Source organism: Sedimentitalea xiamensis (assembly GCF_030164465.1).
GTDB classification, from domain to species: Bacteria; Pseudomonadota; Alphaproteobacteria; order Rhodobacterales; family Rhodobacteraceae; genus Sedimentitalea; species Sedimentitalea xiamensis.
On sequence record NZ_JASNJE010000014.1, the window covers coordinates 1 to 24,217 of the forward strand.

Annotated in this window: 25 protein-coding genes and 1 pseudogene; 21 read left to right on the forward strand and 5 right to left on the reverse strand. The window is 61.6% G+C overall.

What is annotated here, in order from left to right; all coding sequences use genetic code 11:
* Positions 1-152 precede the first annotated feature (152 nt).
* The gene (locus QO034_RS12290; protein WP_284485834.1) at positions 153-1,088 is read left to right on the forward strand and encodes a universal stress protein; all 936 of its coding nucleotides are present in this window, start codon (positions 153-155) and stop codon (positions 1,086-1,088) included.
* Between the two features lie 39 nt (positions 1,089-1,127).
* On the opposite strand, the gene dmdD is transcribed toward QO034_RS12290, so the two are convergent.
* A complete protein-coding gene (gene dmdD, locus QO034_RS12295) occupies positions 1,128-1,937 on the reverse strand; it encodes a methylthioacryloyl-CoA hydratase (protein WP_284485835.1) in 810 nt (269 codons plus the stop codon).
* Between the two features lie 21 nt (positions 1,938-1,958).
* Positions 1,959-3,722: an acyl-CoA dehydrogenase gene (locus QO034_RS12300; protein WP_284485836.1), complete on the reverse strand. Its 1,764-nt coding sequence runs from the start codon at positions 3,720-3,722 to the stop codon at positions 1,959-1,961.
* Positions 3,723-3,834: 112 nt separating this feature from the next.
* Here QO034_RS12300 and QO034_RS12305 point away from each other — a divergent pair, with 112 nt between their 5' ends.
* Entirely contained in the window at positions 3,835-4,848 is a 1,014-nt protein-coding gene (locus QO034_RS12305) for an AraC family transcriptional regulator (RefSeq protein ID WP_284485837.1), read from the forward strand.
* 125 nt (positions 4,849-4,973) lie between these two features.
* A pseudogene (locus QO034_RS12310) lies at positions 4,974-5,094 on the forward strand (transposase); the annotation flags it as partial.
* 157 nt (positions 5,095-5,251) lie between these two features.
* Here QO034_RS12310 and QO034_RS12315 read toward each other — a convergent pair.
* Together QO034_RS12315 and QO034_RS12320 are read right to left on the reverse strand one after the other, a co-directional pair.
* The gene (locus QO034_RS12315) at positions 5,252-6,325 is read right to left on the reverse strand and encodes an AbrB family transcriptional regulator (protein WP_284485838.1); all 1,074 of its coding nucleotides are present in this window, start codon (positions 6,323-6,325) and stop codon (positions 5,252-5,254) included.
* 274 nt (positions 6,326-6,599) lie between these two features.
* Positions 6,600-7,526, reverse strand: a complete 927-nt coding sequence (locus QO034_RS12320; protein ID WP_284485839.1) for a LysR family transcriptional regulator — start codon at positions 7,524-7,526, stop codon at positions 6,600-6,602.
* 154 nt (positions 7,527-7,680) lie between these two features.
* Here QO034_RS12320 and QO034_RS12325 point away from each other — a divergent pair, with 154 nt between their 5' ends.
* The 14 genes from QO034_RS12325 (at position 7,681) to QO034_RS12390 (ending at position 19,947) form a co-directional block, all read left to right on the forward strand.
* Positions 7,681-8,016: a hydroxyisourate hydrolase gene (locus QO034_RS12325; protein ID WP_284485840.1), complete on the forward strand. Its 336-nt coding sequence runs from the start codon at positions 7,681-7,683 to the stop codon at positions 8,014-8,016.
* Between the two features lie 20 nt (positions 8,017-8,036).
* Positions 8,037-8,993 carry a tripartite tricarboxylate transporter substrate-binding protein gene (locus QO034_RS12330; protein ID WP_284485841.1) on the forward strand — a complete coding sequence of 319 codons (957 nt, stop codon included), beginning with the start codon at positions 8,037-8,039 and terminating at the stop codon, positions 8,991-8,993.
* A 181-nt stretch (positions 8,994-9,174) separates the two neighbouring features.
* Positions 9,175-9,477 (forward strand): UxaA family hydrolase, encoded by a 303-nt coding sequence (locus QO034_RS12335; RefSeq protein WP_284485842.1) that lies wholly within the window; start codon positions 9,175-9,177, stop codon positions 9,475-9,477.
* A complete protein-coding gene (locus tag QO034_RS12340) occupies positions 9,474-10,670 on the forward strand; it encodes a UxaA family hydrolase (protein WP_284485843.1) in 1,197 nt (398 codons plus the stop codon). The genes QO034_RS12335 and QO034_RS12340 overlap by 4 nt, the downstream gene beginning before the upstream one ends.
* Before the next feature lie 24 nt (positions 10,671-10,694).
* Positions 10,695-11,783: an Ldh family oxidoreductase gene (locus QO034_RS12345; RefSeq protein ID WP_284485844.1), complete on the forward strand. Its 1,089-nt coding sequence runs from the start codon at positions 10,695-10,697 to the stop codon at positions 11,781-11,783.
* A gap of 42 nt (positions 11,784-11,825) precedes the next feature.
* Complete coding sequence (locus tag QO034_RS12350) at positions 11,826-12,401, forward strand: hypothetical protein (RefSeq protein WP_284485845.1); 576 nt, start codon at positions 11,826-11,828, stop codon at positions 12,399-12,401.
* On the forward strand, positions 12,401-13,999 hold the full coding sequence (locus tag QO034_RS12355) for a tripartite tricarboxylate transporter permease (RefSeq protein ID WP_284485846.1): 1,599 nt from the start codon (positions 12,401-12,403) through the stop codon (positions 13,997-13,999). Before QO034_RS12350 ends, QO034_RS12355 begins: the two co-directional genes overlap by 1 nt.
* A gap of 20 nt (positions 14,000-14,019) precedes the next feature.
* Positions 14,020-14,820, forward strand: a complete 801-nt coding sequence (locus QO034_RS12360) for a universal stress protein (RefSeq protein ID WP_284485847.1) — start codon at positions 14,020-14,022, stop codon at positions 14,818-14,820.
* A gap of 108 nt (positions 14,821-14,928) precedes the next feature.
* On the forward strand, positions 14,929-15,963 hold the full coding sequence (locus QO034_RS12365) for a YeiH family protein (protein WP_284485848.1): 1,035 nt from the start codon (positions 14,929-14,931) through the stop codon (positions 15,961-15,963).
* A 272-nt stretch (positions 15,964-16,235) separates the two neighbouring features.
* Entirely contained in the window at positions 16,236-16,694 is a 459-nt protein-coding gene (locus QO034_RS12370; protein WP_284485849.1) for a P-loop NTPase family protein, read from the forward strand.
* A gap of 257 nt (positions 16,695-16,951) precedes the next feature.
* Positions 16,952-17,137 carry a hypothetical protein gene (locus QO034_RS12375; protein ID WP_284485850.1) on the forward strand — a complete coding sequence of 62 codons (186 nt, stop codon included), beginning with the start codon at positions 16,952-16,954 and terminating at the stop codon, positions 17,135-17,137.
* Positions 17,138-17,331: 194 nt separating this feature from the next.
* The gene (locus QO034_RS12380; RefSeq protein WP_284485851.1) at positions 17,332-18,441 is read left to right on the forward strand and encodes a Fic family protein; all 1,110 of its coding nucleotides are present in this window, start codon (positions 17,332-17,334) and stop codon (positions 18,439-18,441) included.
* Between the two features lie 146 nt (positions 18,442-18,587).
* Positions 18,588-19,436, forward strand: coding sequence for a hypothetical protein (locus QO034_RS12385; protein WP_284485852.1), 849 nt, complete (start codon positions 18,588-18,590; stop codon positions 19,434-19,436).
* A complete protein-coding gene (locus QO034_RS12390; RefSeq protein WP_284485853.1) occupies positions 19,429-19,947 on the forward strand; it encodes a hypothetical protein in 519 nt (172 codons plus the stop codon). The genes QO034_RS12385 and QO034_RS12390 overlap by 8 nt, the downstream gene beginning before the upstream one ends.
* Before the next feature lie 62 nt (positions 19,948-20,009).
* On the opposite strand, the gene QO034_RS12395 is transcribed toward QO034_RS12390, so the two are convergent.
* Positions 20,010-20,888 carry an IS1595 family transposase gene (locus tag QO034_RS12395; protein WP_284485854.1) on the reverse strand — a complete coding sequence of 293 codons (879 nt, stop codon included), beginning with the start codon at positions 20,886-20,888 and terminating at the stop codon, positions 20,010-20,012.
* Positions 20,889-20,931: 43 nt separating this feature from the next.
* On the opposite strand from QO034_RS12395, the gene QO034_RS12400 reads away from it, so the two are divergent.
* From QO034_RS12400 to lnt, 4 genes are read left to right on the forward strand one after another with little or no spacing between them, the layout of a single operon-like run.
* Positions 20,932-21,198, forward strand: a complete 267-nt coding sequence (locus QO034_RS12400) for a hypothetical protein (RefSeq protein WP_284485855.1) — start codon at positions 20,932-20,934, stop codon at positions 21,196-21,198.
* Between the two features lie 48 nt (positions 21,199-21,246).
* Positions 21,247-21,759, forward strand: coding sequence for an rRNA maturation RNase YbeY (gene ybeY, locus QO034_RS12405; protein ID WP_284485856.1), 513 nt, complete (start codon positions 21,247-21,249; stop codon positions 21,757-21,759).
* A gap of 22 nt (positions 21,760-21,781) precedes the next feature.
* Positions 21,782-22,684: a hemolysin family protein gene (locus tag QO034_RS12410; RefSeq protein WP_284485857.1), complete on the forward strand. Its 903-nt coding sequence runs from the start codon at positions 21,782-21,784 to the stop codon at positions 22,682-22,684.
* The gene (gene lnt / locus QO034_RS12415) at positions 22,681-24,192 is read left to right on the forward strand and encodes an apolipoprotein N-acyltransferase (RefSeq protein WP_284485858.1); all 1,512 of its coding nucleotides are present in this window, start codon (positions 22,681-22,683) and stop codon (positions 24,190-24,192) included. Before QO034_RS12410 ends, lnt begins: the two co-directional genes overlap by 4 nt.
* Positions 24,193-24,217: the final 25 nt, after the last annotated feature.

The following is a 24,217-nucleotide window of genomic DNA, read 5'->3' on the forward strand; positions in this document are numbered from 1 at the left end:
TTTGGGGCTTATTTCCGACCAGCGATCAAACAGATCCCCGGTCAATCGATCTCGTATCGTAATCATGGCCAACTGTACCGGCCTGAATCCAAAACAGGAATCCACTTTTTACCGCCCCGTCAACTTTCGCGCGTTTCTCAATCCTCGCGGCAGTGGACCGGTTTCCAGAAGACGACGCGGTTCTGTTGCGCGGTATCTGGGTTGCGGCTCGTCACGGCGTGGCGCTGACCATCGTGCACATCGTCGATCTGCCGGATCACCTGACCTCTCCGTCCGTGTTCACCACCTTCCCCGGCGAGGCGGAACGTGCCGCCCGTGGCCGGATCGAAGCGGCCCTGCTCCGGCAGGGCATCGATCCGGGCGGGGTAGAGATCCTCATCGAGATCGGCGATCCGGCCATTCGGTTGGTGGAGATCTGCGAAAAGATCAGGCCAATGCTCGTCGTGATGCGGGCGCATCACAAGCCGTGGCTCGCCAAGAAGCGGCTTGGCTCCACCACCGAATGGGTGATCGCGGCGGGCCATGCCCCGGTTCTGATCGTCAGGACGAGCGTTGACAAGCCCTACGACCGCGTGCTTCTGGCGGTGGACGGACCCGATACCGTTCCATCGGCGCTGTCCCTTGTCATGGCCCTGCTGCCGGAAACCAAGGTGCACATGGTTCACGCGGTCGCGCTCCCGCCACAGCTCGAACAGGCGATGCTGCGCGCCGGTCTGGCTCACAGGGAACTGACGGCGCACCATGACGTTCTGGTGCGGGAGGCCGAAGCGCGGCTTGGATACCTGGCCGCCGAGCTTGTGCCGCAGGTGATGTGGCAGGTGCGGCGGGGTGACCCGCCGCAAGAGCTCTTGCACGCGACCCGCGAGTCTGATGCCGGACTGATCGTGCTTGGCCCCAACCTGCCACGGCGGGTTGTCACCGGCAGCGTCACGCGACGGCTGTTGCGCGACGCAGGGTGCGACGGGCTGATCGCTCGCCCGCTTGCCGCTGGTCTGCCCGATGTTCCCGCACGGCACGAGCCGGCCGCCGCACAAACCGCCAACGGTGCTGTCATGTGTGGACCTATATGCTTTGCCCATGTCTTGTGAAGAGCCTCGAAATGGGGATGCATCTCGGTTCCGCCCGACTTAGCTGTTGGGCCGCACGCGGGCAGCGGTCTTGTTGGCGAAGGCTTCGAGCCGCGCGCGAGCGGCGGGCTGGGTGTTTACGATGCCGCCCACGAAAGCCTCGGCATAGGCGGCGTCCATGCCGGACATGTTGTTCATGTGGCTCACCGCAGAACAGATCGCAAAGTTCGTCAGCGGCAGGTTCTGCGCGACCTTTTCCGCCAGTTCCATCGCCTTCGCAAAGCTGCCACCCTCTTCGACGATATATTGCGCCAGACCCAGATCGACGGCATCCTGTCCCTGATAGACGCGGCCGGTCAGGATCATGTCGATCATGCGGTATTTGCCGATCATGTCCGACACCCGGATCGTCGCGCCGCCGCCGGTGAAGATCCCGCGCTGACCTTCAGGCAGCGCGAAATAGGTGCCGGGGTCGATCACCCGCACATGAGCGGCGCTGGCCAGTTCCAGGCCACCGCCGACGACCGCGCCCTTGAGCGCGGCAATGATCGGCACGCCGCCATATTCCATCTTGTTGAAGGCCTCGTGCCAGCGCAGGCAGACATGCATGAAGTCATCGGGGCTGCGGTCGGCCTTCCAATGTTCGACCAGATCGAGGCCGGCGCAGAAGTGATCGCCTGCCCCTTCCAGCAGCACGGCCCTGACGCCCGCCATCCGGGCACCGCTGAAGAAGCGGATCAGTTCCTCGATCGTGACCACATCCAGCGCGTTGCGCTTTTCCGGACGGTTCAGCGTCACGACATAGAGGCCGTTATCGCGCGCGGAAATTGCAAGGCGTTCATAGGTGTCGGGGTTGACGACGTCATTCATGGGTCCGGTCCTTTCGAGTAATTATTCTGGGAAAGCCGCGTCCAGCAGGCTTCGCGAGCCGTGCAGGATGCGGGTTTGTTCGGTGGCACATTCGGGCAGAATGTGCTGGGCAAAAAACAGGGCGGTGGCGATTTTCCGGGTCATGAATTGCGTGTTCTGACCGGCGTCGAGCGCGGTTTGCGCCGCCAGGGCACCCTTGGCGAGTTTCCACCCGGCTGCCAATGTGCCCGACAGCATCAGGAAGGGGACAGAGCCCGCGAAGGACGCATCGATGTCCTTGTGGCCGGTCTCCAGCATCCAGTTCAGCGCGGCCTCATAGGCGCCGCGGGCCTGCGCGAGGCTTGTGCCGATTGCTTGCGCGGTGGCATCGCCCCGTGCCAGCGTCGCCTCGGTTTCCGCAATTCGGGCAGCGAACAGGCGGGCAGTCGCACCGCCGTCGCGCATCACCTTGCGCCCCAGAAGATCATTGGCCTGAATGGCCGTGGTGCCCTCGTAGATCGGCAGGATGCGGGCGTCGCGGTAATGCTGCGCGGCGCCGGTTTCCTCGATGAAGCCCATGCCGCCGTGGATCTGCACGCCCAAGGACGCGACCTCGACCGCGCGTTCCGAACAAAAGCCCTTGACCAGCGGGACCATGAATTCGGCCAGCGCGGCCATTTCCGGATGATCCTGGTGATGCGCGATGTCCAGGAGACCCGCGGTCGCCGCCGCCATGGCGCGTCCGCCTTCGGTCAGGCTGCGCATCCGCATCAGCATGCGGCGGACATCCGGGTGTTCGATGATCGCAACGGCGTCCTTGGCCGAGCCGTTCACCGGGCGGCTTTGGATGCGGTCACGCGCGTAGGCCAGAGCGCGCTGATAGGCCCGTTCGGAGATTGCAATTCCCTGCACACCCACCGAAAAGCGCGCGGCGTTCATCATGATGAACATGTATTCCAGCCCGCAGTTCTCCTCGCCGATCAGGAACCCGGTGGCATCGGCGAAGTCCAGCACCGCCGTCGGGCTGCCGCGTACGCCCAGCTTGTGTTCAATGCTCACGCAGTTGACCGCGTTCGCGGCCCCCGGTGTCCCGTCCGGCTCCACCAGCTTCTGCGGCACAATGAAAAGGCTCAGCCCCTTCGGCCCTTGTGACGCATCGGGTGCGCGCGCCAGCACGAGGTGGATGATGTTCTCGGTCAGATCATGAGCACCATAGGTGATGAAGATCTTGGTGCCCGTGATGCCATAGCTGCCATCCGCGCGCCGCACGGCCTTGGTCGCCACCCGGCCCAGATCGCTGCCCGCCTGCGGTTCGGTCAGGTTCATCGTGCCGGACCAGCGCCCGGCGATCAGCGGCTCCAGATAGGTCGCTTTCTGGTCGTCCGAGCCGGTCAGCAGCAGGGCCTCGATTGCCCCATCGGTCAGCAGCGGACAGAGGCCAAAGCTCATGTCGGCGGCATTCAGCATCTCCACCGCCGCCGCACCAACGGCACGCGGCAGCCCGATGCCGCCATAGTCCACCGGATGGGTCAGCGCCTGCCAGCCCATTTCGACAAACTGGGCATAGGCCCGGGCGGCGCCTTCGGGCATGGTCACGCGGCCCTTGTCGAACCGGGCCCCCAGCGTGTCTCCTATACGAGACAATGGCGCGATCTGTTCGCGGCAAAACTCAGCATGGCCCTCCAGCACGGCGCCAATATCCGACAGGTCGTGTTCGGAATACACTTCCAGCGCGGACACCTTTTCCCAGTGGGACAAGTGTTCGATACAGAACATCAAATCTTGCACGGGCGGCTGATAGGACATACCTGGCTCCCCAATAGTCACTATGGTTTTCCGTCATGTAGCCGCTCCATTCCTTGCCAGTAAGCTCATCTTTTGACAAATTTGTATCGGATTACGCCAAGTAAAGCCCCTCATGACCGGCCATGACCCCATTTCTCTGACGACCGTTTCGGCGGGGTTCATTCAGGACTGGCTGGATGCGCTTGCGTCTCGATGCACGGCGGAAACGCTGGCGTCCCTGCTGCAGCGCTCAGGTCTGCAAACAGGCCCGACGGCCCCGACCCAACGCGTCACACTGGAGGAAATCGCAAGGCTCTATCAGCTTGCCGCGCCGGAAACCGGGGATGAGATGATGGGGCTTTGGAGCCGCCCGATCCGCCCCCGAGCCCTGCAACATCTTGTAACCGTGCAGCGTGAGGCGAGCAGCCTGACTTCGGCGCTGTACCGTTTCTCGACGTTCTGGAACCTGCTCTTGGATGATTTTCGTCTGGACTTGCGTAACAGACCAGAGGAGGTGGAACTGGCGCTGGTCCCTTACTCAGGGGAAAACCACCCGCAGCGATTTGGCCACATGCTGATCCTGAAATTGGCGCATGGGCTCTTGTCCTGGCTCGGCGGATCGGAAACGGCCGTGAAAGCGGTTCGCTTCGCTTTCGCCCGTCCGGATTTTGCGGCGGACTACGCTGTCGTCTTTCCTTGCCCTGTCGAATTCGATGCAGCACAAACCAGCATCCTTTTCGATCCACGCCAATTCAACCGCCCGATCACCCGCAGCCCCGCCGAGGCCTCTGTGTTCCTTGAACGCGCGCCACTTGACTGGATCTTCACCAGCTCGCGCGCGCATACGAACAGCCTGCGCGTCCGTGCCTTCCTTTACGGAGTGGCCTGGCAGAGCTGCCAGCTTCCGGATGCGGCCTACGCCCTGAAAATGACGCCCCGGACGCTGAACCGTCGCCTGAAAGAGGAAGGGACATCCTTTCAGGACATAAAGGACGCACTGCGCCGCGACATCGCTATCCGCGCGCTTCAGCAAGGTACGGACAGCATCGAACAGATTGCCTTCGACACGGGCTTTTCTGCCCCGGCGAACTTCCACCGCGCCTTTCGCAATTGGACCAATCGGACGCCCGGTTCATACCGGGTGTAAGTATGGGTCGGCCCAGCCCTGCCGTTCGAACGGAGCTTCGCACCCCAAGACGCGCGACGCGACAGAAGCGTTCAAGAAGGAGCACGGCATCTTTGCCAGGATGATGGCGGGTCTGCCGGGCAGTGATCGAGATCATGTTCGGCAGGCTCAAAGGATTGGCGGCGCGTTGCCACACGATACGACAGGTGTCCGAAGGTTTTCCTCTCAGCCATCGCTCTCGCGGCAACCGTTATATACTGGCTTTGAAACTCAATGAGGCCGGAGCCTAGGGATTCGGTCTCGAGGAGGGGTTCGCATCTCCAACTGCGAAGCGGTCAAGAGCGGAGACTATGGCATCGTGAAGGAACGGCTGGATGATATCCCGGAGCTCGAAGTAAAATCGCCAGACCGATCCTGTCGGGGTTCACCTTGGATGCGCGTCGGTGACCGGCAGGCGTTTTGCCCAGAACCCGAGCAGCAGGATCGTCAGTGTGATACGGTAGATGTGGTGCAGCGTAACAAAGGCGGGATTGGCGTGGAGACTGAGCGCGATCAGCCCCATCTCGGTGACGCCGCCAGGCGAAAACGTGATGAGCAGAACGCTCAGAGGCTGATTTGTGAGCGGCAGAATGAGCAAAGCCAGTATGGTGCCGATGGTCAGCATGCAGATGACCGAAACTGCACCCAGTCGTATTCCTTGCAGCAAGAGTTGGCCGCTGAAGCCGCTGAACCGCGCGCCAAGCGAGACACCAATGACGATCTGACTTGCGTTGAGCAGCCAGGATGGGGTTGCGGGTGCCCCGACGCCGACAAGATTGAGGGTGGCTGCGACAAGCAACGGACCCGTGAGTTCTCCGGCGGGCAATCGCAGAAGCCGCGCCGCAAGGATCCCCCCGACAGTGGCCGCCAGCAAGAACACCATGCCCGAAGCGGTTGCCTCGTCGCTGGTAACAGCAGCGATGCCCCCGGCGCTGCCCACCGGATAGCCGACCCAAAGCGACATGGCGATGGGGACCAGCGCAACAACAAAGATGATCCGCAGGAACTGCTGCAATACAATATGTCTGGTGTCTGCGCCTGCGCCTTCACCCAAGGTGACGCTTTCAATCAGTCCGCCGGGGGCACCGGCGAAAATGGCGGTGGTACGGTCCATTTTGCCAAGACGGCGAAATATCTGGTAGTTGATCATATGCGCGAGCAACACGAAGAAGCTCACTGCGATCAGGCTGTAGACCATTTCATCCAGATCTCCGATCAGCTCAGAGGTGACATCGCTGCCGATCGCAAATCCGATGATCGCGATAAAGGCGGTCCGAACCGGTTGAGGGAATCCATAGCCGTGCGGCAGTGCGTTGGGCATACCTATGGCGATGATGCCCGCCACCAGCAGGCTGCCAAGCATGAAGGGCAGGGGCATCGGGGTGAGATGTGCAAGCCAGCCGACGACGGAGCCGATAATGAGCAAAAACAGGGTGGCGGCAAGGAACTTTGGGCTCATAATTGGTCCTGAGGCGAAGACGGCGCACATGACCGTCACGGCGCTTGGGGCAATGGTGCACGGCGGGGCGAAGCACAGCAAGACAGCGGATGCCTGCCCCTTTCGACGATTGCCGACCAACAATGCCGCGATATTCGACGGCGGCAGTCGGTCAGGGCCGGCGCGGTCAGTCTAGGGGTGGGGTGAAGATCGACGCAAATACCTGATCAGTATACGTCATGCTCATCGGGCATAGCACAATCGGATATGCATGGCGTCTGCGATATCGGCGTGATCAAGCCGACAGGATGCCTTTCGCGGACACTGCGGACGCGATCTCGTTCATGTATCTTGGGGCCACCTTGTCCCGCAGAATACCGTGCAGGCGCACCATCGGCTCGGATTCGGGCAGGAGCCGCCGCCGGGCCCATACCCTGCTGATCGTCAGACCTTCGACTTGCGCCGCACTGATTACGCCGGAACTCAACTCACTGGAGAAGGCCGAGAACGGCAGGATCGAATTCAGCCCGCCACCAGCGCAAGCATTGATGCAGGCGAAATGCGATTCGACCTCCATCTGGGTAATCGTTCGCACGCCGTGGCGTTCGAATTCGGCCTCAAGATAGCGGCGCACCCAGTCCTGTTCCGTGGTGAGCACGAATGTACGGCCATCCAGCATGGATATCGGAATCCGCGATGCGGCAAATTCGCCGGGAGCGCCGATCACAAACAGGGATTCCTCCCACAGCGGTGAAGTCGTCAGCATGCTTTCAGCCGATGGGTTCGTCAGCACCGCGCAATCGATGTCCCCGGCCCGGAGCCAGGCTTCCAACCGGTGGCTGGGCGCTTCGCTGAACTGCAAAAGAGCCGTGCGCCGAAGCGCCGCAAGCGAACTCTCGGTTCTTCCGAGCAGGAGCTTGCCGATTGCCGGCGGAAGCCCGACGCTCAGGCGATTGTCCTCATGTCCCCGGCCGGAGAACTCTTCTTCGATCAACGCAATACGTTGCATCACGCTTTCGGCCAGCACTTGCAGTCGTTTTCCGTCCTCCGTCAGTCTGGTGCCGCTGCCGGTCCGCTCAAAGGCCGTCAAGCGAAGTTCCTGCTCCAACTGCCTTATCTGTCGGCTGAGCGCAGGTTGCGCGATATGTAGGACGCGCGCCGCCTGGCTGATGCTGCCCTGAGACGCCACGGCCAGAAAGTATCTAAGCTGTCTCAGTTCCATCTCGCACTCCGCAAATATCCATGCCGCTATGGCATGGGATATACCGGAACCGCATTTGTGCCAACCTCTGGATATGCCCTAACGTGACGGTCGCGAGCGGCCCCTGTCACCAACTCTGTATGGGCGGGATGTGGCCGGAAGGGGAGAGATAGCAATGCGCTTCAGTATTCACATACTCGACGGGTCGAATGGCGGCCATGCCGGGGATGTTCCGGTCGACGTGCATAGCGTAGATGCGGACGGCAAGCGGGTGTTGCGCACGCAATGCGTTACTGATGCAGGTGGGCGCGCTGCCGCGCAAATACCTCGTACGGAAGGTATCGATGTCGTGATCGCAAGCGGCGCGCGGTTCCAGACCGCCGACGCGCCGGTGTCGGTGGAGGCCGTGACGCTGCGTATCGCGGTGCGTGATGGCGCCGAGGGCGTTCATCTGCCCACAGTGATCGCACCCAATTCCAGTTCGTTGTGCTGGCTGAAATCTGGCACGTAGGAAATCTCGAGGAGGATACCATGATTTTCAAGTTTCTAAAGGCGACCGGGATTGCCGCGGCCATCGCAGTGACGGCTCCGGCCCAGGCAGAGATGGGCTGGACGCCCCCCGGACCGGTCAACCTGCTCATCCCGTTCGGAGCCGGCGGAAGCGCCGATTCCATGGCCCGGTTCCTGGCAACTGGTCTGAACGAGCAATACGGCTGGGAAATCCTGCCCGAGAACATCCCGGGGCAAGGCGGTCGGCTGATGGCCAGCAGCCTTGCAAAGCTGCCCGCGGACGGGACCGCCATCGCCTTGGCGCCTCTGGGGGAGTTGATCTATACGGAACTGGTGACCAGGGATCCTGGCTATTCCGTAGCAGACATGACGATGATAACGACGCTCGCGGGTACCCAGATGGGTTTGATCGCGCGGGCAGACCGGGGCTGGAACGATCTTGGAGACGTCATAGAGACGGCCAGGTCGGGTGAGAAGCTCTCGGTGGCCGTCCCGACGCAGAAACTCGCGGATGCCACATACCTGATCTCGCGGGAACATGATGTGGATCTCACGGTGGTAGTGACCCGCGGCGGGCAGGCGGCGATGAGTGCCGTCATCGCCGGGGATGCCGACCTGGCCTGGGCAGGCGGGCTTCAAGGCGGGAATGTCCTGAATGGTCAACTGGTGAATCTCGTCTCCGGAGAAATGGACCGGTTGGAAGTATCGCCGGACGCGCCCCTGTTGTCCAAATATGCCATTCCGTACTTCTTCGGAACCGATTTTGTGATCCTGGCGCCGGAAGGTCTTCCCGACGATGCACGGGCAGCATTGGCCGAGGCTATCGGGGCGATCGCCTCGGACGAGGATGGAAACCTGCACAAGCTCTTGATCAAAAGCTTCGCCGGGGCACGCCTGATCACAGGCAAGGAGCTTGACGACCGGCGGGATGCGGCGATCGCCAACGACCTCGGCCTGCTGTCCGATGTTGATAGTTAGGGCACACCTTGGAGGCAGAGCTGACGCGCGGTCCGGCATCGAAGTCCGCCGTGACCGCATAGAAGCCGAACTGCGCCTTGTATGTAGGTCAAGCGTCAGGGCCTGTCTGCCAAAGGCCCGACCGGGCAATGATGGGCGAGAATAAGACAGAAGTTGCCAGAATTACTGAAGGGCTTGGAAAATGAGAAATCTGATCATCGTCGATGCCGGGGATAATGTCGCCACCACCGTGGTCGAGATTGCCGAAGGGACCGTTCTGGCACTCGACGAAACCACAACCTCCAGGCCTCTGACTGCCCGGCAGGCCATTCCGTTCGGACATAAGATCGCACTGGTCGATCTCGATTTGGGGGATGAGGTCATCAAGTACGGCGCCGTCGTCGGCGTCGCGACAGCCAGGATCCTGGCCGGCGATCACGTGCACGTCCACAATATCGCAAGCAAGCGGATACGAGGTGACATAAAGCAAGGGGACATGGCATGAGTTTCGAGCATTTCACGGGATATGGCCGGTCAGATGGTCGCGTGGGCATCCGGAATCTTCCGCTGGTCATTGCGGTCATGGACAATTGCAACCCGTTGACAAGGCGTATCGCAGGGGCCGTGCAAGGAGCCGTGCCGATTGTTGCGGCATATGGGCGGGGCCAGAAGGGCGACGATCAACGCGTGCACGATATGACGCTTGTCAACTATGGGAGCCATCCCAATTGCCAGGCGGCGCTGGTCGTCGGGCTTGAGCATGTGACAGCGGAACGTATCGCAGCGAAGATTGCCGAGACCGGCCGCCCGGTGGATTGGATCGACGTGCAAGGGCAGGGCGGGACGCTGAATGCCTTTGCCGAGGGAGTGCGGCGTCTGACCGCGCTGATCGATGCCAATCCGGTGCGGCTGGTGAAAAGCCCAATCTCCGACCTCGTAGTCGGTTTGGAATGCGGCGGATCGGACGCGCTGTCCGGAATCAGCGGCAATGCCGCAATGGGCGTGGTCGCTGACCGTCTGAGCGACGCGGGTGCCACTGTCATTCTTTCCGAAATCGAGGAGATCATCGGCGCCGAGCATGTTCTGGTAGATCGTGCGTCAAGCGACGAAGTCCGGGCCAAGCTCCTGGCCGCCGTCGAGCGTTGCGAACGGCATGCCGTGCACCTGGGGTTGAACATGGCGCCGCTTGGCGAAGACAACATCCTTGGCGGGCTGTCGACCACCGAGGAGAAATCGCTGGGCGCCGTACGCAAATCGGGCACCTCACCTTTGAATGAGGTAATCGGCTATGGTGAGAAACCCAGGGAGCGCGGAGTGGTATTCATGGACGCGCCCGCACCGGGGACGGAAAACGTCACTGCCCTGGGTGCGGCAGGCGCGCATATGATCCTGTTCAATACCGGGCGCGGAAACCCGATCGGCAACCCGGTTTCGCCGACCTTGAAGATCACGGGTAGCCCCAATACCGCCATGCGGTTCGCCGACAACATAGATATCGACGTGTCTGCGATCGTTTCGGGTGAAATGAATTTCGACCTTGCCGCCGATCTCATCATGGAAATGATGGACTGCACGGCCCGGGGTCGATTGACGGCAAGCGAACGGCTTGGGGATACCGAGCTTTCCATCAGCCGGATCGACAACGGGTTCCTGAGAATTCTTCGGGAAACTTGCCCCTCGATTGCGAATGCCGGATAAGCCGCCGCCTGGCTGGAGGAAGACATGAGCAAGACCGAGTCAACCGCTGAAGCCTTCCGGTATCGCGATACCGCGCCCGTGGAGCGGTTTGCCTGGGCGCCACTGGAGGCGTGGGTTGCCGCCATTCTGGGCCGGGCGGATGTGGCGTGCGGCGATGCGGAGCTTGCCGCAAAGTTCCTCGTGCGGTCGGACGCCCGGGGCTTTGGCACGCACGGTGTTTCGCGCCTTGTCAGCTACGTCGACAAGCTCAAATCCGGCGAGATCGCGCCGCGCGGCGCTCCTTCCTTCACCGAAGTTGCCGGCGCATTGCGGGTCGATGGGGCGGGGCTTCTGGGACAGGTGGTTGCGCCGCAAGCGGTGGATACGGGGCTCGAATTGCTGGAGGGTCGAGGCTCTGTTGTTTGTCAGATCCGCGACGTGGCGCATCTGGGCGCGGTCGGTATGTATGCGCTTCGCGCTGCCGAGGCGGGCGCGGTCTGCCTGATCATGCAGGCCACATCGCCCGTTATGGCCACGCAGGGCGCTACCCGGCCGATGATCGGCAACAATCCCTTGGCCCTGGCTGCGCCACGTCCGAACGGGCCGCCGATCGCGATAGACATGGCCTGCTGCATGGCTGCACGTGGAAACATCCTGCTCGCCGCGCGCGAAGGCGATCCGATTCCGCAAGGCTGGGCCATCGACCCGGAAGGACAACCGACGACCGACGCCGATGCCGCGCTGCGCGGATCCCTTTTGCCCTTCGGCGGGCACAAGGGCATGGCATTGGCCATGATCGTCGAGATACTGGCAGCCAGCCTCGCCGGTGCGACGCATTCCGAACGGCTGAATCCCGAAGGCGGCGTACAAAGCGCCTCGGGAAATCTCAACGCCTTCTGCCTTCTGCTGTCGCCGGACCACATGACACCCGGAGGGCGGGCCGCATACGACAACCACATCACCGACTGGACCCGAACCTACAAGGCCGCGGGCGAAACCGCCGGCGAGCGGCTCCCGGGCGAGCGTGCGGCGCAAGCCGAAGCGCTGGCGCGGCGGGAGGGAGTCCCGTTGGCGAGATCCGTCGTGACCGAACTCGTGGCGCTGGGGCGCGAAATGGAGATAGCCATGCCATGACGGTCGTTTTTCGCGTCGCTGATCACCGATAGGGGAGGGGCCATGCTCAGCCGCAGAAACGAGGTCTGGATTGCGCTCCTGTGCATTGTGGCGGCGCTCGTCACCGCAATGGTCTGGGTTCCGCTGGATAGTGAAACGCCACCCATATACACGTTTCGCCGGCAAATCAATATCGGCGACGCGATGCTGCCGTTGGTGTCTGCAACCGGCATCGCGATATGCGCCGTCATTCATCTGCTGCTGACCTTGCGCAGAGAACCGGCGACCGAACGGTCTGCGCCGCTGGATATCCACACCGGTTCTTTCTTTCTTCCATTTGCCGCGATCATGCTGGTCTCCTGCATGCTCATGTATTGGGCAGGACCGATTGCGCTCGCGCTGTTCGGGCCGACCGGAGAGGAGGCGGTGACCTATCGCCAGATGCGTGCGGCATTCCCCTGGAAGTATATCGGCTACGGCCTCGGCGGCTTCACGATGGTCTTCGGCGTCACGTCGCTGATTGAAGGCAGGATCTCGGCAAGCCGGGCGCTCACGTCGATGCTTGCCGTGCTTGCTCTCATCCTCGTTTTCGATGTGCCTTTCGACACCATTCTCCTTCCGCCGAATGGGGATTACTGATGGGTGTACTCGACTATGTCTGGGCCGGGATCATGGCCGTCATTGCCGGACCCGCCGCGTTCGAGCTGTTCGGAATCGGCATTCCGCTTGTCGGCCTGATGGTTCTGGGAGGGTTCATCCTGGGTATCGTCGGTGGTGCGACACCCGGTCTGGCCGGGCCGTTCCTCATGGCGGTATCGCTGCCAATCCTGCTGTCGACCTTTGGCTTTTCGCCGGATGCGTTGCTGCCGGTTCTGGGCTTTCTCATCGGGGTGATGAAAGGGGCGACGGTTGGTGGTTCGGTCCCCGCGATCCTGTTCAACACCCCCGGTACACCGGATGCGATGCTGACCACCTTTGACGGGTATCCGATGGCACAGAAGGGCCAGGCGGGAAAGGCCCTGCGGACAGCGCACTTCGCTTCCGTTTCCGGCGATACGTTCTCGGATCTGGTTCTGTTTACATGTGCTCCGTTCCTGGCGGTGATGGTCGAGGCATATCTGGGCTTTGGCGAGAAGGCGGCCCTGATCCTGCTGTCGCTGGCCTTTGTCGCGGCGGTGGTCGGGGCCTCGCCGATGAAGGGAATGATCGCTGCCTTTCTGGGGCTTTTCATTGCCACTATCGGCACGGGCCAGGACAGCTATGCCCGCCTCTCTCTTGGTACCGACGTGCTGTCTTCCGGCGTTCCGATGATCACGGCGGTGCTGGGTGTGCTGATCTTGGGTGAGATCCTGTTCGCCTTCGAGGAAATGTGGCGCAGCCGTCGGGTGGACAAGGTGAGTCCAACCCCGATCCAACGCGACCAGAGGCTGAGCTGGGCAGACCGTAAGCGCCTGATGCCGTTTATCGGCGTGTCCGCGGCCATCGGAACGGTGATCGGTGCATTGCCCGGTATCGGTTCGACCTTGGCCGCGACGCTCGGCTATTCCACCGGCGAGAGAATGCACAAGGGGCCGGTCGCCTTCGGTGACGGCACGCCCGAGGGCATCGCCGCGACGGAGGCGGCCAACAGTTCGGTTTCCGGCGCGAACCTTATTCCGGTCCTGTCGCTGGGCATTCCGGGCAATGTCGGCGCGGTGTTCCTTATCCTCGCCGCGGAATCCATCGGTGGGTTCAACCCGGGTCCGGGCGTCTTTCGCTTCACGACCGAGGAAGTGAACCCCGAACTCGTCATCGCCTTCGGGCTGTTCACCGCCATGATGCTGGCCAACATCCTGAACTGGATGATCGGCGGCAGGATCATGGCCGCGTGCGGCGTCATGGCCCGCGTGCCGAAGCAGGTGTTGCTGCCCATCGTACTGCTGCTGACCCTGACCGCAATCTATGTGCAGGAAACGGATTTCACTGTCTTCTACTTTGCCTTCGCTTTCGGGGTCCTCGGTTACGGGATGCGGAAGCTCAAGTTTCCTGCACTTCCCTTTGTCATTGCCTTCATTCTGGCGGGCAACCTCGAAACGGCATTCAGGCAGGCTTTCGCAGTCTCCGGCGGCGATCCGTTCTTTCTGTTCAAGAGCCCCCTGTCGCTTGTTTTCCTCGCGATCTCGGTGGGTGTGATCGTCTTCTTCTCGCTCCCACGGAAACCGGTGAACAAAGCCATTGAGGCGGAAGAAGGCGCATGATTGCAGTAAGAAACCTGCTTGTGGCATTCAACGGCTCGGAAAGCTCGGAAGGCGCTCTGAAGGCGGCCGTGCATATGCAGCAGAAATACGGAGCGCACATTACCGGTCTTCTTGCCCATGAAGGCAAGCGCGAACGTTTCTCGCAGCGTCCATGGATGCCGGAGAACGTGCGGGAGATCATCGAGAAATCGGTCCACGCCGATGAAGATCGGGTCGGTGCCGATTTCCACCGCTTGGTCGGCGACGTGCCGCCGGACAAGGTCCATTGGATCACGTTATCGGGCGAACCCGATACCACGGTCGCGCAATATGCCTGCCTGTACGATATCACGGTCGTCGGGCGTCACACGGCCGACGACGTGCCGGATGCGAGCCTGCACCCCGAGCGGATTGCGCTGAACAGCGGGCGCCCGGTTCTCGTTGTGCCACCCGGCTTCGATAAGGCGACGATAAACCGGCCGGCGGTTCTTGCCTGGGATGGTGCGCGTGCGGCGACACGTGCGCTGAACGACGCCATGTTGGTTATCGAGACCAAGCAGCGCGTCGATGTCCTGAGTGTCGGCAAGAAGATCCGGCGTCCGCTGAAGGCTATCGACGTGGTCACGACATTGGCGCGTCACGGCGTCGGAGCGAAACGGGTCCGTCGCGAGCAATCCACGCGCTCGGTCGGAGAGGAGATTCTCGCCTATTGTGACGAGGTCGATGCAGGCCTTCTGGTGATGGGCGCTTTCGAGCACAGCGCGTTCCGAGAGGAATTGTTCGGCGGCACGACCAAGACGGTCCTCGCCAACGCCCGCATTCCTGTCCTGATCTCGCATTGAGTCACCAATGCCACGACCACGTCCTCCCGCCGTTCGGGCCGGCATTGACGTGACCGCCTGTCGTCCCCTCCGACCCATCCCGTTAACGCGCCTTCAGGAGCAATTCGCATGGTCAAGTTCCCTTTTGCCGCCAGCCCATCGCGCCTGCGCCTGACAGAAGCAATCCGTTCACGGCTGCCGGGTATACTGGTGGCGCTGGTCATCGGCATCGCGGCGCAGTTCCTGTCGGACCACTACGGTGCGCCAGCCATGCTTATGGCGCTCCTGCTGGGAATCGCTTTCCATTTCCTCGCCGAAGAAGGCCAATGTGCGGCGGGCATCGACTTTACCGCGCGGACAGTGCTGCGCATCGGGGTTGCGCTGCTCGGTGCGCGCATCAGCATCGATATGCTGATCGGCCTTGGTGCGCCCCTCATCATCCTGACGATTTGCGGGGTCGTCCTGACGATAGGTGTTGGATTGCTCGGCGCGCGGCTACTCGGGCGGGGCTGGCGTTTCGGCCTTCTGACCGGCGGCGCCGTGGCGATCTGCGGCGCGTCGGCGGCCATGGCTATTGCGGCGGTCTTGCCCAGGAACGAGCATTCCGAGAAAAACCTCATCTTTACCGTGCTCACGGTCACAGTTCTCAGTACAGTCGCGATGGTGCTCTACCCGACGATTGCCCGGTTTTTCGGCCTCGATGATCTGGCGACCGGGGTTTTTCTTGGCGGGACGATCCACGACGTGGCCCAGGTGGTCGGTGCCGGCTTTTCGGTCTCGGAGCAAACGGGCGAGACCGCGGCGCTGGTCAAGCTGTTCCGTGTCACCATGCTGGTTCCCGTCGTGCTAAGCTTCTCACTGGTCGTCCGCAGTCTCGACGCCAAGACGGAAGCTGGCGAGGCGTGTCCGCCGCTGGTTCCGGTTTTCGTCTGGGCGTTTCTGGCGCTCGGCGCGATCCACTCGTTCGGTCTGATACCTGCCAGAGTCTCAGACCTTCTGAGCGACCTCTCCCGCTGGGCGCTGCTCGTCGCGATCGCGGCGGTGGGAATGAAGACTGCGCTCCGAACCATTTTCGACGTCGGCGGCCAGGCCATCGCGCTGATGGCTGCCGAGACACTCTTTCTTGCCGTCTTCATTCTCGTCGGCCTGCATTGGCTGGCATGATGTAACGCGTCGCGCGGGAAGCCAGTTCCGCGCATATCCATGCCGCGCGTGCCGTAATGCTGGAGCGTCTGGCCGCTGCCGATACCCGCTACCGGGTCGATATCGGCCGCAATCACACCGTAGATCGAAGCAGGAGCGCGCAATGCTGACGCTGTTGCTACGCGTGGTCGGAGGCGCGCTGTTCGCCTACATGGCCTACGCCACGTTTTTCGGTCCCTACAAGACCACGGTGGTACACTTGGCGTTTTTGCCGGAGCATTGCGGGATTCCAGATGGCCCTGGATGTCGTCGCGGCTGCGGTGGCCGTCGGCGCCGAATGGTCGGACGGCATCGTTGTGCTTGCGGACCACATCGTGACACCCGTCATGCTGTCGACGTCTGATTTCGATGTCGGAGCGCAGACTTCCGATTTGTTTGAGAAGCTGAAATCCCGTGTTGACGACCCCTCCAGCCTTCCGCGCCACCACCTCGTCCTCAACATGGTCGACCCGAAAACGACCCGTGCTGACGCCGCCCTGATGGAAGAAGCCCTCACCCGGTTTCCGATGGCCGAAACCGTCATGATGCGGCGGAACACCTACAAGGAGATGGACCAGAAGGGGCTGGATTGGTATCGATCTGAGAGATCGCCGCAGCAAGGAGGTCGGGTGTCCAGGGCCCTTGCGGAACACCGTCTTTGCCGATGGGGCGTCCCACGCCGGCCGCCGCTACCCGTGCGAAGAGTTCCTTGAAATCTTCACTGCCGCCATGTGGGGGGCTGAAAAATTTTCCTTTCTTTGTCAGTGTCATACGGCGTCGTATTTCGAGTTGGCCCGTCCGATTTCGTCTTGGGCCGTGATTTAACGACTCGGCACTTGGCATCAAGGCCAAAGATGCAACTGTGGCGAGTGCTCGCTCATATCCACCGATTGCTGCCCACGAGGGCTGCTGAGATATCGCCGGCGAATAGAGACTTGTCCTCCGTGTCGCATCGTCACCATTGGAGAGCATGAATGACCCGAACGAAAAACTGTGTGCAGAAGCAATTGGAAAGATCATCGACCGGCGCGGCCGCGATCACGTCGGCTACCTTTGTGAATGGAACAACGGGGAGCTCCAGCAGGCTTGGTTTGATCAACCTCGCACAGATGTAGTCGTCGAGATGTTCGAAGTGGACATCTCAAAGGCGAGTTGATCGGCGCGGGCTGCCGAGCAGCGACTTGAATTTGGCCTTGTACGACGAGCAAGTTGGATCTTCGCATAGCAAGACCGAAGGGTGGCCAGCCCATAGTCAGTACAGCTCGCCAAGCAGTTCCCTGAGCGATAGAGTTGACCTCTATACCTCATTGATGATCTAAGCATGAGTTATAGAAAGGCTTTCTATAACTCATGGCTTGGAACTGGACGCTGCCCGATTGGCCGGATTTCCGGTATGACGCCTCCGCTCTGGAGCCGTTCGAGCAGAAGTTTTTGCTGTCATCCGGGGAAATCCTCGGCGCGGTCCATCATGTCAGCCCGCCGGAACGCGAGCAACTCCGCATCGAGTTGCTCAGTGAGGAAGCGATGCAGACGAGCGCCATCGAGGGTGAAATCCTTGACCGGCTCAGTGTCCAGTCGTCATTGCGCCGCCATCTTGGGCTCGACCCCGGCAGCACCCCGGTAAAACCGCGCGAGCAGGGCGTGGCGGAAATGATGGTCGATGTCTATTCCGGCTTTGCGGACCCGCTGACCCAAGTGACACTGTTTCGCTGGCATCGGATGCTCCTGTCCCATGATCGCCGGTTGCAAACCGTCGGAGCCTACCGCCAGCACACAGACGCAATGCAAATCGTTTCCGGCCGCCTCGACCGGCCCACGATCCATTTCGAAGCGCCGCCTTCGGAGCGGGTCATGCCCGAGATGGAGCGATACGCTGTGTGGTTCAACAGGACCGGACCGGGGGGCGTGGAATCGCGTCCGGCCCTGACACGCGCGGGACTCGGCCACCTCTATTTCGAGAGCATCCACCCGTTCGAAGACGGCAACGGCCGCTTGGGTCGCGCCCTCGCCGAAAAGTCGCTGGCGCAGAACATTGGCCAGCCGACCCTCATCTCGCTCGCCTTCACCATCGAGAAGGAGCGCAAGGCATACTACGACCAGCTCGAGCAGCATCAAAAAACGCTCGACGTGACCGATTGGCTCGTCTGGTTCGCGGAAGTTGTCTTGAAGGCCCAACAGGCAACACTCGACCGCGTCGGCTTCTTCATCAGCAAGGCACACTTCTACGATCGTCACAGAGACCACTTGAACGAACGCCAGGCCAAGGCCATCGCTCGAATGTTTCGGGAAGGCCCTGGCGGTTTCAAAGGCGGCCTCAGCGCCGACAACTATCTCAAGATCACCGGGACCTCACGGGCAACCGCGACCCGCGATCTGCAGGACTTGGTCGAGAAGGGTGCGCTCAGCCGAACCGGTGAACGACGTCACACGCGGTATTGGTTGAATCCGGGTGAAGAATGATTATTTTTCATTATATTACAGATATTTAAGAAATTATGCGTAATCCGTTTTATGTAAAATCAAGGGGGGTGTATCCCCTCAGCATACGGGGTTGCGCGAGACGCACAGAGGTTGCATGGTATCGAAATTCTAAACTTGGAGTTTCTATGCCAGTATTTCAATTTCTGCGTTTGTCCCTAAGTGTTCCAACAATTGGAGACCTAGCCAAAGAAGATCATCGAAATGAGCCGGATGTATCGCGACGTGAATACCTGACCGAGGCGTTCTCGCATCGTTGGGACTTTTATTATTCTGGTAGGCAATACACATTTATGCCCTGCCCGGATGCGGTGCAGGGGCCGGACATTTTCTCTGGCTTTGTGGGGAAGCCAGTCGTCGAACTGGTAAATGCGGGACCGGAACAGCTTTTTGCTCTTACAAAATCAAAGCATTACAAAGCGGCCTTCCTTGCGATTGACGTTTCAGCAGACCAACAGGTGGTTGCCTTTGAAAAGCGACAGGATGTCGGATCTGCCCATCGCATCCTCCAGGCGATGTTGGAAGAAGTGGTGAGGAAGCGGAAAGGCTTCTCTTGGCACAGCGACGTTGAATACATCTCGTCCGAGCAGGACTTTTGGCGGGCCGCAGAAGAATTTCGTGGTCGGATTACCGAATTATCATTCGAGTTTTATCCGCCAAATGGCCTAAAAGGCTTTGAAAAATTTAAGGAATTTGATAGAATTGCGAAACAGCAGGCCAACGGGCAAAGCAGTGAGTATTCCATCAAAAACCCAGATGGAGCAGTCGCACCCGAAGGTGGATTCGTCGAGAGCGCGGTCGAATATGCCGCAGAAGGTCCCGGCAAAATTACGCTAAAAGAAGGCCGTAAGACACTGTTTAGCAGCAGGCAAGCGAAGAAGACAAAGGATGTTCCGGAGACCATCATGCCTCGACAAGGTGAGCAATCGAAAATTCTTGGGGTGGTAGCCTGGCTGTTCGGCAAGAAGGATGGCTAAGGTCGTCGCCCTCATAGCGTTGGCGGCGGTGATTTCTGCTGTTGTTGTGTGCAGGCCGCACTGGCTTTCGGAGAACGCCTTCCTTCGCGACTTCGTAAACCACGAAGTTCTCGCTCTGATGGCGGTTGTCCTCACTGTGACGCTTGCTTCTGTCGCAAATATCCACATAGCGTTAAATCGGATTGTCGCGCGCCGATTTGGCGGCAACGTAGATCTCAAGAGAGCGGCAGGCGAAGTAAAGCGCGAAATGAAAGACAACGCTTGGTATATATTCTGGGGGTTCGTCCTGACCATCGTTGTCCTTCTGGTAAAGGGGTTAAACACAAATGATCAACTAATCGTGGCGATTTCAAATGGCGCGGTTGTTTGGGTCCTGTTTCTGTTTATCCTTTGTATGCATGATATCTACAAAGTCATTTTCGGGATCGTTGATCTTGAAATGGAAGTAGGAGCAGATCAAAGTGACGGAGAAGACTACACTTCAGAAAGCCCGGAAGTCGGGCAAGATTGAAGACTTCATCAAGGAACACGAGGCCGATCCCGAAGGCGACCTCGACAAACTCGACGAGGTGATCAAACGTCCAGCGAAGGGAACCGGGAAAGCAACTCGTCCAGCATCGTCTCAGGACGAACCCGACGATTGAAGCGATACTCGAATTCCTTGACGTAACGCTGCAAATGCTTGTGCGACACGCTGGTATGGGTGCCAGCAATCGACTTTTTCAGATGGTTGAAGAAACTCTCGATCTGGTTGGTGCTGGTGCCGTCCAGAGTGGCGTATTCGCCCTTGCCGTGGTTCACGGTCTTGTGGGTGTAATCAGTAACCGGAAGCGCCTTCTTATAAGCCCTGTGCTCGTCTGTGTGGACCTCTGAGCCGGGCTTCACGTTCTCAACGATTTCGGGGATCAGCGACCACCGGGTTTGGTCAGGAACAACCCTGAGCATCACGTCGCCGCCGCGTTCCACCATGCCCATGATAACGGCCTTGCGCTCGCGCCAGTCCATGCCGGTGGTCACGCCGCCATAGAAGGTTTCATCTACTTCCACGATCTTGCCTTCACCGCCAATGGGAGTTTCGCCGTCAATCGCCGCCATGTGCTCGCGGATCAGCGATGCCATGCGCCATGCAGTCTTGTAGGTCACGCCAAGCTGGCGCTGCAATTCCTTGCCGCTAACACCGTGCTTGGACGTGGTGAACAGGTAAATTGCATAGAACCAGAGTTGCAGCGGTGTGCGGCTCTTTTCGAAGATCGAACCGACCATCGGGTGAATGTGATGGCCGCACCATTGGCAGGAATAGGCTTGCTCGGATTGCAGGCGATACCATTTGGCCGCGCGCTCGCACTTGGGGCAGACGTGGCCCTGACCAAACCGAACGTTGAACAAATGCTCCAAGCAGGCGTCGTCTGACGGGAACTGGTTGAAGAACTGGCGAACGTTGGTCATCTTCATCGGCTTGGCTCCTATACCTAAAAGATAGGAACCGGGATACCGTATGTCAAGGGGATACACTCCCCTTTTGTTGCAGATGTTCCGGGCGCAGATCGAGTCGGGCGCGCTGTTTGGGCAGCGGTGCAGGACCTGCCATGATACGGCGCGCAGCTTCGTCCGGCTGAATCTGGTCCTGCGGGACAATGTCCTGACGGGCCGGTATTCCGGCCGCGCGGTCGCGCCGTTCCTGCCCGGACATGCCCGCCTGACCGACGCGGAAGCGGCGGAGATGACGCAGGCGCTGACCGCGATCTGGCTGGGCCTGCGCTGATCGCGGCCCGGTTGCCGTTTTCCGCCGGATCGCTACACATCGGTCATCATGGCAATCGAATCGATCATCGAAAGCGACGTCTGGGCGGATCTCGATATCGGGGCACTGGCCGAACGGGCGGTGTCCGGGGCGCTGCGGGCCTGCGATCTCGACCCGGAGGACTGCGAGGTCACGGTCATGGCCTGCGACGACGCGCGCATCGCGGCGCTGAACCGGGAATTCCGCGGCAAGGCGCAGCCGACCAACGTGCTGAGCTGGCCCGCGGAGGACCTGTCCGCCGCCGATCCCGGCGGCATCCCGCGGACCCCGGAACCGGACGCGACCGGAGAGATCGCGCTGGGCGACATCGCGATCGCCTTCGAAACCTGCGCCCGCGAGGCCGCGGCCGCCGGCAAGCCGATGGCGGACCATGTGACGCATCTGGTCGTTCATGGACTGCTGCACCTTCTTGGTTATGATCACATTCGTGACCCGGATGCCACTTTGATGGAACGACTTGAGGTCGAGATACTTGGCAGACTGGGGCTTGATGACCCATATAGGGACACGGAAGGTCCTTGAGGCCCTCATTCGGACAGGACACATGGGCGAAACAGACGGCAGTTCTAGCGCGGCGCAAGGCGCGCAGTCTCGGGACGACACGGACCATATCCCGGCGGACGCGCCGGACACGGAAGACGCCCCCGAACGGTCGGGATTCTTCGGCAGGATCATAGACGCGCTGAGCCCGGCCGATACCGGCGCCGAAGGTGCGCCCGTGGCCAGGACCCCGCATGGCATGATCAACCTGCGCCGGATGCGGGTCGAGGATGTGGCGATCCCGACAGCGGAGATCGTCGCCGCCTCCAACAGCATCAGCAAGGACGAGCTTGTGCAATTGTTCCGCGACAGCGGCATGACGCGCATCCCGGTCTATGAGAATACGCTGGATACGCCGCTGGGCTTCGTGCACCTGAAGGATTTCGCGCTGACCCACGGGTTCAATGGCGGCAGCGTGGAATTCGACCTGGATTCGATGTTGCGCCCGCTGCTCTTCGTGCCGCCGTCGATGCCGATCGGGGTGCTGCTGGCGAAGATGCAGACCGAACGCCGCCACATGGCGCTGGTGATCGACGAATATGGCGGGGTCGACGGGCTCTTGACCATCGAGGACCTGATCGAACAGGTGGTCGGCGAGATCGAGGACGAACACGACACGGACGAGGACCAGACCTGGGTGCGGGAAAAGCCCGGCTGCTACATCGCGCTGGCCAAGACGCCGCTGGCCGAGTTCGAGGCCGAGATCGGGCAGTCGCTGACCGACCACGACCAGGTCGATGAAGAGGAAATCGACACGCTGGGCGGGCTCGTCTTCATGCTGTCGGGCCGGGTGCCGACGCGGGGCGAGGTCGTGCAGCATCCGGACGGGCCGGAGTTCGAAGTCATCGACGCCGATCCGCGCCGCATCAAGCGGCTGCGGGTGCGTCTGCCCGATCACGGCGCATGACGCCACCGGAGCGCCGGCTGCCGCTGGTCCGCACCGGGCAGGCTTTGGTTCTGGGCGCCGTCGCGGCGCTTGGCCTTGCGCCCTACGGGCTGTGGCCGGCGACGGTGCTGGCGCTGGCCTGCATCCCCTGGCTCTTGCGCGGGATCGCGCGGGCCGGGCAGGCGGGCTGGATCGGCTGGGGGCTGGCCACGGGCTATTTCGCCCACGGGCTCGCCTGGATCGTCGAACCCTTCCTGGTGGACGTGGCGCGGCATGGCTGGATGGCCCCCTTCGCGCTGGCGTTCCTGGCGGGGGGGCTGGCGCTGTTCTGGGCCGCCGCCTTCTGGGGCGCGTTCCGGGTGACGGCGCATCCCGCCGGGCGGCTCTGGGCGCTGATCCTGGCGGTCTCGCTGGCGGAACTGGCCCGCGCCTATGTCCTGACCGGGTTTCCCTGGGCGGCGCTGGCGCAGGTCTGGGTCGGCACCGGTGCGGTGCTGCTCCTGGCCTGGATCGGCCCGCACGGCCTGGCGCTTCTCACGCTGCTGACGGCGGTGCTGCCCGGACAGGCGCTGCTGGAGCGCGGCCCCGTCCCGCGGCGGCTGTCGAGCCTGCTGCCCGCCGCCGTGCTGGCCGCCGGAAGTTTCTGGGCCGCGCGCGGGGCGCCGGATGCCTATCCCGCCGTCGGGACGGTGCGGCTGGTGCAGCCCAACGCGCCGCAGCACCAGAAATGGGATCCGGACATGATCCCGGTGTTCTTCGAACGGCAGGTCGGGTTCACCGCCGAACGTCCGCATCCGGACCTGATCGTCTGGCCGGAAACCGCCGTGCCGACGCTGCTGGACTATGCCGGACCCGCGCTCGAGGTGATCGCCGAAGCCGCCGGGGGCACGCCGCTGGCGCTGGGCATCCAGCGCACGGATGGGCGGCGCAGCTACAATTCGCTGGTGAAGCTCGATGGCACCGGACAGGTCGCGGCGATCTATGACAAGCATCACCTGGTGCCCTTCGGCGAATATTTTCCCGGCGGCGACCTTGCCGCCAGCTTCGGGTTGCGCGGGTTCGCGGCGCGGGAGGGCGACGGATTCAGCGCCGGGTCCGGACCGCGGGTCATGGATTTCGGCACCCTGGGACTGGCGCTGCCGCTGATCTGCTACGAGGCGGTGTTTCCGCAGGACATGCGCGGCACGGGCGCGCGGCCGGATTTCCTGCTTCAGATCACCAATGACGCCTGGTTCGGGAAGAACGCCGGTCCCTATCAGCACCTGGCGCAGGCCCGAATGCGGGCAATCGAACAGGGCCTGCCCATGGTGCGCGTGGCCAATACCGGCATTTCCGCGATGATTGACCCCAGGGGCGGGATAATCGCCAGCCTGCCCCTGGGCGAAGCCGGGTTCGTCGATGCCGGCCTGCCCGCGCCGCTTGCGCCAACCCTGTATGCGCGCAGCGGCGACTGGCCGGTCCTGCCGCTGCTTCTGGCGGGGCTGCTGGCGGCGGGCCTGACGCGCGGGCGGAAAATTAAATCGGCCTAGGCGATTGACCCCGCCGCTGGCGGGG